The organism is Rouxiella badensis, from assembly GCF_026967515.2.
Classification (GTDB): domain Bacteria; phylum Pseudomonadota; class Gammaproteobacteria; order Enterobacterales; family Enterobacteriaceae; genus Rouxiella; species Rouxiella badensis.
In genome coordinates, this window is record NZ_CP114062.1 from 2,905,516 (window position 1) to 2,919,938 (window position 14,423).

Below are 14,423 nucleotides of genomic sequence, written 5' to 3' on the forward strand. Positions count from 1 at the left end.
GAATGCCAAGATTATATTGAGCACAGCCGAGAGTGAGTTAACGGAAGTCTTTATTATCGGATTCATCTTTGATCCTTCCTGAGGGATCCATCACTAAGCAAAGGAGTTGGACCATGCAAATGCGCAAACTGGTGTTGTCAGTTCTGCTGGCAAGTGTCGCCGCAAGTAGCCTAGCCCACGCCGAAGACCTGACGGGTACGCTGAAAAAAATCAAAGACAGCGGCCTGATTGTTGTCGGCCACCGTGAGTCTTCTATTCCCTTCTCTTATTACAATAATGAACAGAAAGTGGTGGGATATTCACAGGATTTCTCTAACGCCATTGTTGATGCTATTAAGAAGAAGCTCAACGCGCCAAATCTTCAGGTGAAAATGTTGCCTATCACCTCGCAAAACCGCATTCCGCTGCTGCAAAACGGCACCTACGACTTCGAGTGTGGGTCCACCACCAACAACCTCGAACGTCAGCAGCAGGCGGCGTTCTCTGACACCATCTTCGTTATCGGTACCCGTCTTCTGGTTAAGAAAGGCTCGCCGATTAAAGACTTCGACGATCTGAAGGGTAAAACTGTGGTCGTTACTTCAGGGACGACCTCTGAAGTGCTGCTCAACAAACTGAACGACGAGAAAAAGCTGGGTCTGAAAATCATCAGTACTAAAGACCACGGTGACTCCTTCCGTACACTGGAAACTGGCCGTGCTGCTGCATTTATGCTTGATGACGCCCTGCTGGCAGGCGAGCGCGCCAAAGCCAAAAACCCGAATGACTGGGTCATTCTCGGCACTCCGCAGTCTAAAGAAGCCTACGGCTGTATGTTGCGTAAAGATGACCCTGAATTCAAGAAACTGGTTGATGACACCATCGTGCAGGCAGAGACCTCAGGCCAGGCCGCTAAATGGTTCGACACCTGGTTCAAACAGCCTATTCCACCAAAGAATCTGAACATGAACTTTGAATTGTCTGACGACATGAAAGCCCTGTTCAAAACGCCAAACGATAAGGCGCTTTAATTAAATACGTAAAGTCACTAAACACTGAAGTATCCCCGAAGCCTTTGATGCTGCAGCTTCGTAGCTACAGGGGCAAAGGGAAGGTGATGATGTCCTGACAGGGGCACAGGAACCTGCAACATAGCAGGGAGAATGCGGGGTGGTCGTTCCCCACCCCGCCATTCTTTACACCCACAAATCCAGACTGTTCACGTCATCACTTGCACGGCAATTAATGGAGTACGCTATGTCTTCTGGTTGGAATTGGGGCATTTTTCTCGAACAGGCCCCCTTCGGTAACACCACTTATCTCGGCTGGATCTGGTCTGGTTTTCAGGTCACCGTGGCGCTGTCAATCTGCGCCTGGATCATCGCATTCCTCGTCGGTTCAGTATTCGGCATTCTGCGTACCGTGCCTAACCGCTTCCTGTCTGCACTCGGCACCTGCTACGTGGAACTTTTCCGTAATGTCCCGCTGATTGTGCAATTCTTTATCTGGTATCTGGTGGTGCCTGAACTGCTGCCCGAGAACATCGGCATGTGGTTCAAGCAGGATCTTGACCCTAACGTGCAGTTCTTTGTTTCGTCGATGGTCTGTTTGGGGTTGTTTACCGCCGCGCGCGTCTGCGAACAGGTCCGTGCGGCCATCCAGTCACTGCCGCGCGGTCAGAAAGCCGCCGGACTAGCCATGGGGTTGACCCTGCCGCAGACCTATCGCTACGTGCTGCTGCCCAATGCCTATCGCGTTATCGTGCCGCCGCTGACCTCCGAGATGCTTAATCTGGTCAAAAATTCGGCAATAGCCTCGACTATCGGCCTGGTCGACATGGCCGCACAGGCCGGCAAACTGCTCGACTATTCGGCTCACGCCTATGAGTCCTTTACCGCCATCACGCTGGCTTATGTCCTCATCAACGCGGTCATCATGCTTATCATGCAACAGGTTGAACGCAAGATTCGCCTGCCGGGCAATCTGGGGAGCAAATAATTCATGTATCAATTTGACTGGAGTTCGATTGTTCCCAGCCTGCCCTACCTGATAAGCGGCATGGTCATTACGCTGAAGATAACCGCTATCGCTATCGTATTCGGTATTCTTTGGGGAACCCTGCTGGCTGTCATGCGCCTGTCGTCGTTCAAACCGATCAGCTGGTTTGCCCGAATTTACGTCAACATGTTCCGAGCCGTGCCGCTGGTCATGGTGCTGCTGTGGTTTTATCTGGTGGTGCCAAGTTTCCTGCAACAGGTGCTCGGTCTGTCGCCGAAGACCGATATCCGTCTGATTTCTGCGATGGTCGCCTTTGCGCTGTTTGAAGCGGCCTATTACTCGGAGATCATCCGCGCCGGTATTCAAAGTATTGCCCGTGGGCAGTCCTCCGCCGCGCTGGCGCTCGGTATGACCCATTGGCAGTCGATGCAGCTGATCATTTTGCCACAGGCCTTCCGCGCCATGGTGCCGCTGCTGCTAACGCAGGCGATCGTGTTATTTCAGGATACCTCTCTGGTGTACGTGCTCAGTCTTGCGGACTTCTTCCGTACGGCAACCAACATTGGCGAGCGTGACGGAACACAGGTCGAGATGATCCTGTTTGCCGGTTTTGTCTATTTTGTCATCAGCCTCTCTGCCTCATTGCTGGTGAGCTTCTTGAAGAAAAGGACCCTTTCATGATTTCGCTGAAAAATGTCTCCAAGTGGTACGGTCATTTCCAGGTATTGACCGAATGCAGTACCGAAGTTAAGAAAGGGGAAGTGGTCGTAGTCTGCGGTCCTTCAGGCTCAGGTAAGTCGACGCTGATCAAAACCGTTAACGGCCTGGAACCCATCCAGAAAGGCCAGATTCTCGTTAACGGTACGCCCGTGAATGACAAAAAAACCAATCTGGCGCAGCTGCGTTCCAAAGTCGGCATGGTGTTCCAGCATTTCGAGCTGTTCCCGCATCTGTCTATCGTTGAAAACCTGACCCTGGCACAGGTCAAAGTGCTCAAGCGTGACAAGGCCGCCGCACGCGATAAAGGCCTCAAGCTGCTCGACCGCGTTGGGCTCTCTGCGCACGCCAATAAATTTCCGGGCCAGCTTTCCGGCGGACAGCAGCAACGTGTCGCCATCGCGCGCGCACTGTGCATGGACCCTATTGCAATGCTGTTTGACGAACCGACCTCGGCGCTTGACCCGGAGATGATCAATGAAGTGCTCGACGTGATGGTCGAGCTCGCCAACGAAGGCATGACCATGATGGTCGTGACCCACGAGATGGGCTTTGCCCGTAAGGTGGCGAACCGGGTTATCTTTATGGATGAGGGCAAGATTGTGGAGGATCGCAATAAAGACGACTTCTTCAATAATCCCGAGTCTGAGCGTGCGAGAGATTTCTTAGCCAAAATCCTGCACTAATTTCCAAATTCATCGGCACTGCGGCAAGGCAGCGGACCCTAAGGGGTAAGCCTCAAAGAGGAAGCGAATTACCCTGTAAATCCCCAGTCGCTTACAGGAGTCATTGACTGGGGTGAGCTGGGGCAGCTGCCGCTGCAAGATTAAGGTTCGAACGGCCTGCGGGAAAACTCGTCATTCCCGCACTCCGGGCATTTGCTCAGAATCTCCGGCGTGTAAACGGCGAGATGAAAATGGCATTTCTCGCAGATAAGATCCCCCAACCCGACCACTTCTCCGCTGTGATAAACACCGTGATGGTTTACGTCTTTAAACACCTCTTTCCACTCAAGTTGGGTTTTGTCGGTGATATCCGCAAGCTCGCGCCACAGGCTTTCCTTAATAACGCGCATGAACACGCTGTCTTCTTCTTCCGGCGCTTCCGACGTAGGCTTAGGGGCGATTCTGTGCGACGGCGCGTATTCACCGTAAATGCGGGCAAATTCCTGCAAGTCACGCCTTGCCGAGATAGTCAGTCTGTCTATTTCGTTTACCGACAGGTTGCCTTCTTGTTTAAGGCTTTCTCGCGCATCGCGCACCAGCAAATCGATATCGCGTTCACCGCCGCGCAGGCGCTCCGTCAATGAAGCCATTAATTGGCGATAGTCCTGCTGTTCATTTGTCATAGTTGCTCCTTAAAGTGCGACTTAAACGCCTAAAACAGTTTGCTTTCGTTGAACAAATTACATTCAAAAAACAAAGCTTTCGCTTTATGGCCCTTCTGCCTATTTTAGTCGTGAATCTCTGACTCGGTCGGATGCAGCCCACAGTTTCCGCTTTGTCCGAAAAATAAACCCCCACAGATCAGCATAAAAAGCCTCTGGTGCCACGCTTGGTGTTGTTGCCCTTGCCGCTTATCAGCTATGCTATGCGGATCTGTTTGAAAGTTTTGTTATTAACGCATCATTTGATATTTGATTAACGAAATAGGGCTACGGATGTAGCTGTTTTTCACTCACAGGACCATCGGCCGCCATGCAAGAGCAATACCGTCCAGAAGATATAGAGTCACAGGTTCAACTTCACTGGCAAGAGAAGCAAACCTTCAAAGTTACCGAAGAACCGGGAAAAGAGAAGTATTACTGCCTCTCCATGTTGCCTTATCCATCAGGCCGTCTACACATGGGTCACGTTCGTAACTACACCATCGGTGACGTGATTTCCCGCTATCAGCGTATGCTCGGTAAAAACGTTCTACAGCCGATCGGCTGGGATGCGTTTGGTCTGCCCGCTGAAGGTGCCGCGGTTAAAAACAACACCGCGCCAGCGCCATGGACTTACGAAAACATCGAATACATGAAGAACCAGCTTAAACTGCTGGGCTTCGGCTATGACTGGGACCGCGAGCTCGCGACCTGTCAGCCTGAATACTATCGCTGGGAACAATGGTTCTTCACCAAGCTCTACGAGAAAGGTCTGGTTTACAAAAAAACCTCAGCGGTGAACTGGTGTCCGCAGGACTTGACCGTTCTGGCTAACGAACAGGTTATCGACGGCTGCTGCTGGCGCTGCGATACCAAGGTTGAGCGTAAAGAGATCCCACAATGGTTCATTAAAATCACTGCCTACGCCGATCAGCTGCTGAACGACCTCGATACCCTCGAGAGCTGGCCTGAGCAGGTCAAGACCATGCAGCGTAACTGGATTGGCCGCTCTGAAGGCGTCGAAATAACCTTCGACGTTGAAAACAGCGAAGAGAAACTGACGGTTTACACCACGCGTCCAGACACCTTCATGGGGGCAACCTACGCCGCCGTGGCTGCGGGTCACCCACTGTCACTGCAGGCAGCCGCTTCACAGCCTGCGCTGGCCGACTTTATCGACGAATGCCGCAACACCAAGGTAGCCGAAGCAGAAATGGCGACCATGGAGAAGAAAGGCATGCCGACCGGCCTGTTCGCGATTCATCCGTTGAACGGCAAAAAAATCCCAATCTGGGTCGCCAACTTCGTTCTGATGGAATACGGCACCGGTGCGGTAATGGCCGTTCCTGGCCACGATGCCCGCGACTGGGAATTCGCCACTAAATATAACCTGCCAATTGAAGCGGTTATCCTGAACGCCGACGGCAGCGTGCCTGACGTCCAGTCCGAAGTCATGACCGAGAAAGGCGTACTTTGCAACTCCGGCGAGTTCGACGGTCTAAATCACGAGCAAGGCTTCAACGCCATCGCTGACAAACTGGTGAGCCTGGGCGTCGGTGAGCGTAAAGTTAACTACCGTCTGCGCGACTGGGGTGTATCACGCCAGCGTTACTGGGGTGCGCCAATCCCGATGATCACGCTGGAAGACGGTACCGTCATTCCAACGCCTGAAGATCAACTGCCGGTGGTTCTGCCGGAAGACGTCGTCATGGACGGCATCACCAGCCCAATCAAGGCCGATCCTGAGTGGGCAAAAACCACCGTTAATGGCATCCCTGGCCTGCGTGAAACCGACACCTTCGATACCTTCATGGAGTCGTCCTGGTACTACGCGCGTTACACCTGCCCGGACTACGATAAAGGCATGCTGGATCCCGCTGCGGCCAACTACTGGCTGCCGGTAGACCAATATGTTGGCGGTATCGAACACGCCATCATGCACCTGATGTACTTCCGCTTCTTCCACAAACTGATGCGCGACGCGGGTCTGGTCACCTCAGATGAACCAGCAAAACGCCTGCTGTGTCAGGGTATGGTGCTGGCTGACGCCTTCTACTACCTGAACGAAGGTGGCGCACGCGTTTGGGTTTCCCCAATCGATGCCACCCTTGAGCGTGATGAGAAAGGCCGCATCGTGAAAGCCACCGACCCTGAAGGTCGCGAGCTGGTGTATGCGGGCATGAGCAAGATGTCCAAGTCCAAAAACAACGGCATCGACCCGCAGGTCATGGTGCAGAAATACGGTGCTGACACCGTGCGTCTGTTCATGATGTTCGCTTCTCCGGCAGAAATGACCCTCGAATGGCAGGAATCCGGCGTTGAAGGGGCAAACCGCTTCCTGAAACGTGTCTGGAAACTGGCCTATGAGCACAGTGAAAAAGGCGCTGCGCCTGCGCTGGACGTTGCGACCCTTTCTGCTGAGCAGAAAGATCTTCGCCGCGACCTGCACAAAACTATCGCTAAAGTGACCGATGATATCGGCCGTCGTCAGACCTTTAACACCGCAATCGCGGCGATTATGGAGCTGATGAACAAGATGGGTCGTGCACCTCAGGACACCGACCAGGATCGCGCACTGCTACAGGAAGCTCTGCTGGCCGTGGTTCGCATGCTGTATCCGTTCACTCCGCACGTGTGCTTCAGCCTGTGGCAGACACTGGGTGGCGAAGGTGATGTCGATACCGCGCCTTGGCCGGTGGCAGATGAAAAAGCCATGGTCGAAGACTCTAAGCTGGTAGTGGTACAGGTAAATGGTAAAGTACGTGCCAAAATAACCGTTGCCGCAGACGCGACAGAAGAGCAGGTTCGCGAATTAGCGGCGCAAGAATATCTGGTCGCAAAATATCTGGATGGGGTTACAGTTCGCAAGGTAATCTACGTGCCAGGCAAGCTGCTTAACCTGGTAGTCGGTTGATTCAAGGAGGCTTTTTTTGCGAGAAAATATTATGCGAAATCGTATTTTGATGCTGTTGTTAGGCGCGATTGTTCTGGTGACTTCGGGCTGTGGTTTTCATCTGCGTGGCACGACCAACGTGCCGAGCGATTTGAAAACCATTACCCTCAACAGCTATGACCCTTACGGTCCGCTCACGCGTGAAATTCGCAGCCAGTTAAAACTGAGCGATGTCACCGTAGTGGAACCCACGGTTTCCAACAAGAAAAGCCTCCCCGAGCTGCGTATAGTTGGCGCAACGGAGAGCCAGGCGACGGCCTCTATCTTCCAGGACGGCAAGACTGCCGAATACCAGAAAGAAATGACCGTGCGTGCGCAGGTCCTGATGCCGGGTAAAGATATTTACCCTATCAGCGTGACCGTGTTCCGCTCCTTCTTCGATAACCCATTGGCAGCGTTAGCAAAAGATGCCGAGCAGGACATTATCGACAAAGAGATGCGTGAACAGGCCGCTCAGCAGCTGATTCGTAAACTGCTGACCGTACAGGCCTCAGAGTTGACCAAAAAAGATGTGGTAGACGGTACACCAGAAATCATTAGCGTCGGGAAAGCCCCTGCGGCCAGTACTTACTAGCTATGACTCGTGTCTATCCTGAACAACTTGCCGCGCAGCTCCGAGAGGGGCTGCGCGCTTGTTATTTATTATGCGGTAACGATCCGCTGCTGTTGCAGGAAAGCCAGGACGCCGTGCGTCAGGCCGCAAATGCAGCACAATTCAACGAACACTTTAGCTTTATTCTTGATGCCCACACCGAGTGGGACAGCATATTCAGCAGTTGCCAGGCGCTGAGTCTGTTCGCCAGTCGCCAGACCCTGACACTGCACCTTCCCGAAAACGGCCCCTCTGCGCCAATGGCAGAGCAGCTCAAGACGCTGGTCAGCCTGCTGCACGACGATATTTTACTGATTCTGCGCGCCAGCAAGCTCACCAAGGCGCAGGAAAATGCGGCCTGGTTCAAGGCACTGAGCGACCGCACGGTATTTGTCACCTGCCAGACGCCCGAGCAGGCTCAACTGCCGCGCTGGGTTGCCAAACGCGCCAAAGCGCTGTCGCTCGAATTAGATGACCCCGCCAATCAGCTGCTGTGTTATTGCTATGAGGGTAACCTGCTCGCGCTGGCCCAGTCGCTCGAAAGGCTTGCCCTACTCTATCCCGACGGAAAACTGACGCTGCCACGCGTAGAAGACGCCGTTAATGATGCGGCACACTTTACGCCTTACCATTGGCTCGATGCTATTTTGGCCGGAAAAAGCAAACGTGCCTGGCACATCCTGCGCCAACTGCAGCAGGAAGACAGCGAACCGGTGATTCTGCTGCGCACTTTGCAACGTGAGCTGCTGATGCTCCTCAATCTGCGCCGCAAGATGGACCAGCAGCCGCTGCGCAACCTGTTCGACCAGTACAAAGTGTGGCAAAACCGTCGAGCGCTGGTTACGCAGGCGCTACAGCGTCTTTCGCTTGCCCAGCTGAATCAGGCAGTAAAGCTGTTGACGCAGATGGAAATCCGCCTAAAACAGGACTATGGTCAATCGGTATGGCCCGAACTGGAAAGCCTTTCAATGCTGCTGTGCGGGAAACCCCTTCCGCCCAGCTTTATTGATTCAGGAACCTTGTAATGACCCCAGCCACGCACGATGAACACGACCTGATGGCACTGTTCGGCGGCACCTTTGACCCGATTCATTACGGTCATTTGCGTCCCGTTGAACAATTGGCCCACGAGATCCAGCTTGAGAAAGTGATTCTTCTGCCGAACAATGTGCCGCCGCACCGCCCACAGCCAGAGGCCACGCCGTCTCAGCGACTCAAAATGGCCCAGTTGGCAGTTGAAGGTAACCCATTGTTTTCAGTGGACTCTCGTGAACTTCAGCGCGATACGCCCTCCTACACTATTGAGACTCTTGCAACGTTACGTAAAGAACGTGGCACTCAACAGCCTTTGGCGTTTATTATTGGCCAAGATTCATTACTAACGCTTTACAAATGGCACCGCTGGGAGTCTTTACTCGACGTGTGTCATCTGGTGGTTTTAGCCCGCCCGGGATATGGCAGCGAGCTGGACACGCCCGAGTTACAGCGTTGGTACGATGCGCACAAGACAGAAGATGCCGGTCAGCTCAGGCAACGTCCTCAAGGCTATATTTATCAGGCCAACACGCCGCTGCTGGATATTTCGGCTACCGAAATCCGTCAGCGCCGCCACGAGGGCCGCGATTGCTCAGATTTACTTCCCTTCTCCGTTGAGCGCTATATCGAATCACAGGGGTTGTACCGCGCGTAGACAACGCGTGTTATACTCCGCCGCTTAATTTTCGGTTCCAGACTACTCAATCCCCAGGGGGAATCTTTGCAAGGTAAAGCGCTCCAAGAATTCGTCATCGACAAAGTTGATGACCTCAAAGCCCAAGACATCGTTGCTATCGACGTTGCTGGCAAATCAAGCATCACCGACTGCATGGTCATCTGCACCGGCACCTCTAGCCGTCACGTTGTTTCCATCGCCGGTCACCTGGTTGAAGAAGCCAAGGCAGCAGGCCTTGAAGCTCACGGCATCAAAGGCATTAACGAAGCTGACTGGGTTGTTGTTGACCTCGGTGAAGTGATCGTTCACGTCATGCAGGAAGAAAGCCGCGTGCTGTACGAACTCGAGAAACTCTGGGGTTAATGAGTGAAGCTGCAACTCGTCGCCGTAGGTACGAAAATGCCCGATTGGGTGCAGACTGGCTTCACGGATTATCTCCGCCGTTTCCCAAAAGACATGCCGTTTGAGTTGATTGAAGTCCCCGCGGGTAAACGCGGGAAAAACGCAGATATCAAACGCATTCTTGAAAAAGAAGGCGAACAGATGCTGTCGGTGGTTGGAAAAGGCAATCGTATTGTTACGCTGGATATTCCGGGAACCCCCTGGGAGACCCCGCAGTTGGCCCAACAGCTTGAGCGCTGGAAGCAGGACGGCAGAGATGTCAGTTTGCTCATCGGCGGTCCTGAAGGGCTGGCACCGGCATGCAAGGAGGCTGCGGTTCAGAGCTGGTCGCTCTCTCCGCTGACGCTACCACACCCGCTGGTTCGGGTTCTGGTGGCCGAAAGCCTTTATCGTGCCTGGAGTATTACCACTAATCATCCGTACCACCGCGAATAATCGGTAGGTCAATATCAGCAGCACAGTGGATTAAGTAGTGGGATGAAAATAGACCGTAATCCTTTTCGCGACTATTCGGCTGAATCAGCCCTCTTTGTGCGCCGTGCACTGGTGGCGCTTTCTGGCATTCTGCTGCTTAGCAGCATACTGGTTTACAATCTATACACTATCCAGGTGGTGCGTTTTCAGGATTATCAAACCCGATCGAACGATAACCGCATCAAGCTCATTCCCATTGCACCGAGTCGTGGAATTATCTACGACCGAAATGGCACCCCGCTGGCGCTTAATCGCACCATCTATCAGCTGGAAATGATGCCAGAGAAGGTCGACGACGTTAAAAATACGCTGATTGCGTTGACGACGATTGTCGATCTCACCTCTGAAGATATTGAAAACTTCTACAAAGAACGCAAACGTGCGCGACGCTTCACCTCTATTCCGGTAAAAGTGGGATTAACCGAGGTGCAGGTGGCGCGTTTTGCGGTCAACCAATTCAAATTCCCCGGCGTTGAAGTCAAAGGCTATCAGCGCCGCTATTACCCTTACGGTTCCGCGCTGACACACGTGATTGGTTATGTTTCAAAAATTAACGATCGCGACGTTGAAAGGCTGGACAAAGACGGTATTCTTGCTAACTACGCCGCGACGCACGACATCGGCAAGCTGGGCATTGAGCGTTACTACGAAAGCACGCTGCACGGCAAAACGGGCTACGCCGAAGTTGAAGTCAACAACCGTGGCAGAGTTATCCGTCAGCTACACGAAGAGCCGCCTCAGGCCGGCAAAGACATTACGCTTACGCTCGATCTCCCGCTGCAAATCTATATTGAACAGCTGCTGAGCGGCAGCCGCGCCGCCGTAGTGGTCACAGATCCGCGCGATGGCAGCATTCGGGCGCTTGTTTCCAACCCAAGCTACGATCCGAATCTGTTTGTAGACGGAATTTCCAGCAAGGATTACAACACCTTGCTCAACGATCCCGATCGGCCGCTCATCAACCGCGCGACGCAGGGGGTGTATCCTCCCGCCTCGACGGTCAAACCGTACATCGCCGTTTCATCGCTGACCGCGGGCGTGATTACCAAAAATACGTCGCTGTTTGACCCCGGATGGTGGCAACTTCCCGGCTCGGACAAGCGTTATCGAGACTGGAAACACTGGGGTCACGGTCGATTGAATGTGACAAAAGCCCTTGAGGAGTCGGCGGATACCTTCTTCTATCAGGTGGCCTACGATATGGGCATCGACCGTCTGTCAGAGTGGATGTCGAAATTTGGCTACGGCCAGTATACCGGCATCGATCTCTCGGAAGAGCGTAATGGCAACATGCCGACGCGCGACTGGAAGATGAAACGCTTTAAAAAGCCGTGGTATCAGGGTGACACCATCCCGGTAGGGATCGGACAAGGCTACTGGACCGCGACACCGATTCAGAACATGAAGGCGCTAACCACGCTGATTAACGACGGCAACGTCAAAACGCCTCACCTTCTGCTCAACACACAGGACGGTGCCACCAAGGTGCCGTACCAACAGCAGGAAACGACGCAGATTGGCGATATCCATTCCGGGTATTGGGAGCTGGCGAAAGACGGCATGTTTGGCGTAGCAAACCGTTCGAACGGGACCGCACGTAAATACTTTATGGATGCGCCGTATAAAGCCGCGGCGAAATCCGGTACTGCCCAGGTTTACGGCCTCAAAGCCAATGAAACCTATAATGCACATAAAATTGCAGAGCATCTGCGTGACCACAAGCTGATGAACGCCTTTGCGCCTTACGACAACCCTACCGTTGCAGTCAACGTAGTGTTGGAAAACGGCGGTATCGGGCCCGCCGTGGGGACCATCGTCCGCCAGATCCTCGACCATATCTTATTGGGCGACAATACGACAAAATTACCGGACGAAGCGCCTGCTGCGCCCGGCATTGAAGGTGATTAACGTAGAATGACTGAGAGCCAACAGAAAGGGTCGCTGTGGACCAAGATGCACATCGACATCACTATGCTGCTTATCGTACTGGCGTTGCTGGTCTATAGCGCGTTCGTTATCTGGAGCGCGAGCGGTCAGGACGTCGGTATGATGGAGCGCAAACTCGCGCAGATTGCCGGAGGACTGGTTATCATGCTGGTGCTGGCGCAGGTTCCCCCCCGCGTGTATGAAAGCTGGGCGCCCTATCTCTACATCTTCTGTATTTTCCTGCTGGTATTGGTAGACGTGTTTGGACAGGTCAGTAAAGGCGCCCAGCGCTGGCTCGATCTGGGCTTCGTACGTTTCCAGCCCTCGGAGCTGGCGAAAATTGCCGTACCGCTGATGGTGGCACGCTTTATTAACCGCGATATCTGCCCGCCTTCGTTGAAAAATACTGCCATTGCGTTGGTGCTGGTGTTTGTTCCCACCTTGCTGGTCGCCGCACAGCCGGACCTCGGAACCGCAATCCTGATTGCCGCCTCCGGCATCTTTGTGCTTTTCCTCTCCGGCATGAGCTGGAAGCTTATTGCCTGCGCGGCCGTGCTGGTGGCAGCCTTTATTCCTATCCTGTGGTTCTTCCTGATGCACGACTATCAGCGAGACCGCGTGATGATGCTGCTTAACCCGGAAAGTGACCCGCTCGGGGCCGGTTATCACATTATTCAGTCCAAGATTGCCATCGGTTCTGGCGGTTTCTCCGGCAAAGGCTGGCTGCACGGCACTCAGTCACAGCTTGAATTCTTGCCCGAGCGCCACACCGACTTTATCTTCGCGGTATTGGCCGAGGAACTGGGCCTGCAGGGCGTCCTGGTGCTGCTGGCGCTCTATCTGGGCCTGATCACCCGTGGGCTGGTAATTGCCGCAAAAGCGCAAACTACTTTCGGCCGCGTTATGTCGGGAGGGTTAATGCTAATATTCTTTGTCTATGTCTTTGTAAACATTGGCATGGTGAGTGGTATAGTGCCGGTAGTAGGGGTTCCTTTACCTCTGGTCAGTTATGGTGGTTCAGCGCTAATCGTGCTGATGGCTGGGTTTGGTATCGTCATGTCGATACATACTCATCGAAAAATGTTATCAAAAAATTTATAGGGGTGAGCAATGCGCAAGGAGTGGGTAGGGGCGATTATCGCCGGGCTGTTATTGAGTGCCTGTAGTTCTCCAGACAACCAACCGCAGCAGGCCGCGCCAGAGCCCGCCTATAATGGGCCGGTAGTCGAGATTGGCGGTGCCTATCCGGTCTATGAGCCTCTGAATGCGAATGCCAACAACGACTACAGCGCCAACGGCAACAGCTACAAAATCATTCGCGATGCGTCTCGCTTTACGCAGACCGGTACCGCGACCTGGTACGGCAACGAAGCCGGTAGCAACGTTACCGCCAGCGGCGAAGAGTTCGATCCTTCGGCAATGACTGCGGCTCACCCGACGCTGCCGATCCCAAGCTACGTGCGCGTGACCAACTTGTCCAATGGCCGCATGCTGGTAGTCCGTATTAATGACCGCGGTCCGTTCACCTCTGACAAGATTATCGATTTGTCTAAAGCGGCCTTCGATCGCCTTAACCTGACCAACAGCACCCGCGTTAAGCTCGACATCATTAACGTCGCGCCGGACGGCACGCTGTCTGGCCCGGGCACCATTGGTACCACCGTTGCCAGACAGACCTACGCCCTGCCCGCACGCCCTAGCCTCGGCTCAAGCGACATGGGCACGCCAGTCCTGTCCGCGCCACCGGCCATCGGTGCCGCCGTCCGTCCCGTCGACAACAGCACGCTGAACACCCAGAACGATGATTCAACCAGCGGTGAGGATAGCGCGGGAGCGGGCGCAAGCGCCTCTAACGGCGGCGGTTTCCTTCAGGCTCCGAAGCCTTTACCTGCGGGCGTGCTTGAGACCAGCGAACCTGCACCCGTTGCAGCGGATGATGATGCACCGGTTGCCAGCGCAAACACCTCTCGCACCGCGATGGCCGCCGCCGCCCCGGTGGTTGCCGCGCCAGTGGTTGCTCGTCCGGCTACCCATCAGTCTGCGCCGGTATCCGGGGGTGGATACATGGTGCAGGTGGGCGCGCTGAGCAATCCGCAAAACGCAGAAATCTGGCAGAAGAGCCTGAGCAAACGCTTCGCCGTACCTGGAAAAGTGCAGCCTAACGGCAGCAATTACCGCGTACAGTTGGGGCCATTCAGCAGCCGCCAGCAGGCCGTACAACTGCAACAGCGACTGTCGAGTGAAGCGCAGCAGCAGTCGTTTATAGTATCGGCGTCTGCGATGTAATCGTAGTCAACGTGCCCCG

Annotated in this window: 14 protein-coding genes; 13 read left to right on the top strand and 1 reads right to left on the bottom strand. The window is 54.0% G+C overall.

Annotation, left to right across the window (positions count from 1 at the left end; all coding sequences use genetic code 11):
- Positions 1–113 precede the first annotated feature (113 nt).
- The 4 genes from O1V65_RS13480 to O1V65_RS13495 all read left to right on the top strand — a co-directional run bounded on the left by O1V65_RS13480 (position 114) and on the right by O1V65_RS13495 (position 3,380).
- The gene (locus O1V65_RS13480; protein ID WP_017491362.1) at positions 114–1,010 is read left to right on the top strand and encodes an amino acid ABC transporter substrate-binding protein; all 897 of its coding nucleotides are present in this window, start codon (positions 114–116) and stop codon (positions 1,008–1,010) included.
- Between the two features lie 226 nt (positions 1,011–1,236).
- A complete protein-coding gene (locus O1V65_RS13485) occupies positions 1,237–1,977 on the top strand; it encodes an amino acid ABC transporter permease (RefSeq protein ID WP_017491363.1) in 741 nt (246 codons plus the stop codon).
- Positions 1,978–1,980: 3 nt separating this feature from the next.
- Complete coding sequence (gene gltK, locus O1V65_RS13490; RefSeq protein ID WP_017491364.1) at positions 1,981–2,658, top strand: glutamate/aspartate ABC transporter permease GltK; 678 nt, start codon at positions 1,981–1,983, stop codon at positions 2,656–2,658.
- Positions 2,655–3,380 carry an amino acid ABC transporter ATP-binding protein gene (locus O1V65_RS13495; RefSeq protein WP_084911644.1) on the top strand — a complete coding sequence of 242 codons (726 nt, stop codon included), beginning with the start codon at positions 2,655–2,657 and terminating at the stop codon, positions 3,378–3,380. The genes gltK and O1V65_RS13495 overlap by 4 nt, the downstream gene beginning before the upstream one ends.
- Before the next feature lie 140 nt (positions 3,381–3,520).
- Here O1V65_RS13495 and O1V65_RS13500 read toward each other — a convergent pair whose 3' ends face one another.
- Positions 3,521–4,042 carry a zinc ribbon-containing protein gene (locus tag O1V65_RS13500; protein WP_017491366.1) on the bottom strand — a complete coding sequence of 174 codons (522 nt, stop codon included), beginning with the start codon at positions 4,040–4,042 and terminating at the stop codon, positions 3,521–3,523.
- Positions 4,043–4,391: 349 nt separating this feature from the next.
- On the opposite strand from O1V65_RS13500, the gene leuS reads away from it, so the two are divergent.
- The 9 genes from leuS to rlpA all read left to right on the top strand — a co-directional run bounded on the left by leuS (position 4,392) and on the right by rlpA (position 14,404).
- Positions 4,392–6,974 carry a leucine--tRNA ligase gene (gene leuS / locus O1V65_RS13505; protein WP_017491367.1) on the top strand — a complete coding sequence of 861 codons (2,583 nt, stop codon included), beginning with the start codon at positions 4,392–4,394 and terminating at the stop codon, positions 6,972–6,974.
- A gap of 31 nt (positions 6,975–7,005) precedes the next feature.
- On the top strand, positions 7,006–7,587 hold the full coding sequence (gene lptE, locus O1V65_RS13510) for an LPS assembly lipoprotein LptE (RefSeq protein ID WP_269129784.1): 582 nt from the start codon (positions 7,006–7,008) through the stop codon (positions 7,585–7,587).
- Positions 7,588–7,589: 2 nt separating this feature from the next.
- Positions 7,590–8,630 carry a DNA polymerase III subunit delta gene (gene holA, locus O1V65_RS13515; protein ID WP_017491369.1) on the top strand — a complete coding sequence of 347 codons (1,041 nt, stop codon included), beginning with the start codon at positions 7,590–7,592 and terminating at the stop codon, positions 8,628–8,630.
- Positions 8,630–9,295 (top strand): nicotinate-nucleotide adenylyltransferase, encoded by a 666-nt coding sequence (gene nadD, locus O1V65_RS13520; RefSeq protein WP_017491370.1) that lies wholly within the window; start codon positions 8,630–8,632, stop codon positions 9,293–9,295. The genes holA and nadD overlap by 1 nt, the downstream gene beginning before the upstream one ends.
- A gap of 66 nt (positions 9,296–9,361) precedes the next feature.
- On the top strand, positions 9,362–9,679 hold the full coding sequence (rsfS, locus tag O1V65_RS13525; RefSeq protein ID WP_017491371.1) for a ribosome silencing factor: 318 nt from the start codon (positions 9,362–9,364) through the stop codon (positions 9,677–9,679).
- 3 nt (positions 9,680–9,682) lie between these two features.
- A complete protein-coding gene (gene rlmH, locus O1V65_RS13530) occupies positions 9,683–10,153 on the top strand; it encodes a 23S rRNA (pseudouridine(1915)-N(3))-methyltransferase RlmH (RefSeq protein WP_009636890.1) in 471 nt (156 codons plus the stop codon).
- A gap of 42 nt (positions 10,154–10,195) precedes the next feature.
- Entirely contained in the window at positions 10,196–12,100 is a 1,905-nt protein-coding gene (gene mrdA / locus O1V65_RS13535) for a peptidoglycan DD-transpeptidase MrdA (protein WP_269129785.1), read from the top strand.
- A 6-nt stretch (positions 12,101–12,106) separates the two neighbouring features.
- Positions 12,107–13,219, top strand: a complete 1,113-nt coding sequence (gene mrdB, locus O1V65_RS13540; protein WP_017491373.1) for a peptidoglycan glycosyltransferase MrdB — start codon at positions 12,107–12,109, stop codon at positions 13,217–13,219.
- Between the two features lie 9 nt (positions 13,220–13,228).
- Entirely contained in the window at positions 13,229–14,404 is a 1,176-nt protein-coding gene (rlpA, locus tag O1V65_RS13545) for an endolytic peptidoglycan transglycosylase RlpA (protein WP_269129786.1), read from the top strand.
- The last annotated feature ends 19 nt before the right edge of the window (positions 14,405–14,423 follow it).

What these genes read in the sequence shown, in the direction of transcription:
- nadD (WP_017491370.1), top strand. Translation starts at nt 8,630, where the DNA reads ATGACCCCAGCCACGCACGATGAACACGACCTGATGGCACTGTTCGGC.
- O1V65_RS13500 (WP_017491366.1), bottom strand. Translation starts at nt 4,042, where the DNA reads ATGACAAATGAACAGCAGGACTATCGCCAATTAATGGCTTCATTGACG.
- gltK (WP_017491364.1), top strand. Translation starts at nt 1,981, where the DNA reads ATGTATCAATTTGACTGGAGTTCGATTGTTCCCAGCCTGCCCTACCTG.
- rlpA (WP_269129786.1), top strand. Translation starts at nt 13,229, where the DNA reads ATGCGCAAGGAGTGGGTAGGGGCGATTATCGCCGGGCTGTTATTGAGT.
- O1V65_RS13495 (WP_084911644.1), top strand. Translation starts at nt 2,655, where the DNA reads ATGATTTCGCTGAAAAATGTCTCCAAGTGGTACGGTCATTTCCAGGTA.
- holA (WP_017491369.1), top strand. Translation starts at nt 7,590, where the DNA reads ATGACTCGTGTCTATCCTGAACAACTTGCCGCGCAGCTCCGAGAGGGG.
- leuS (WP_017491367.1), top strand. Translation starts at nt 4,392, where the DNA reads ATGCAAGAGCAATACCGTCCAGAAGATATAGAGTCACAGGTTCAACTT.
- mrdB (WP_017491373.1), top strand. Translation starts at nt 12,107, where the DNA reads ATGACTGAGAGCCAACAGAAAGGGTCGCTGTGGACCAAGATGCACATC.
- O1V65_RS13480 (WP_017491362.1), top strand. Translation starts at nt 114, where the DNA reads ATGCAAATGCGCAAACTGGTGTTGTCAGTTCTGCTGGCAAGTGTCGCC.
- mrdA (WP_269129785.1), top strand. Translation starts at nt 10,196, where the DNA reads ATGAAAATAGACCGTAATCCTTTTCGCGACTATTCGGCTGAATCAGCC.
- lptE (WP_269129784.1), top strand. Translation starts at nt 7,006, where the DNA reads ATGCGAAATCGTATTTTGATGCTGTTGTTAGGCGCGATTGTTCTGGTG.
- O1V65_RS13485 (WP_017491363.1), top strand. Translation starts at nt 1,237, where the DNA reads ATGTCTTCTGGTTGGAATTGGGGCATTTTTCTCGAACAGGCCCCCTTC.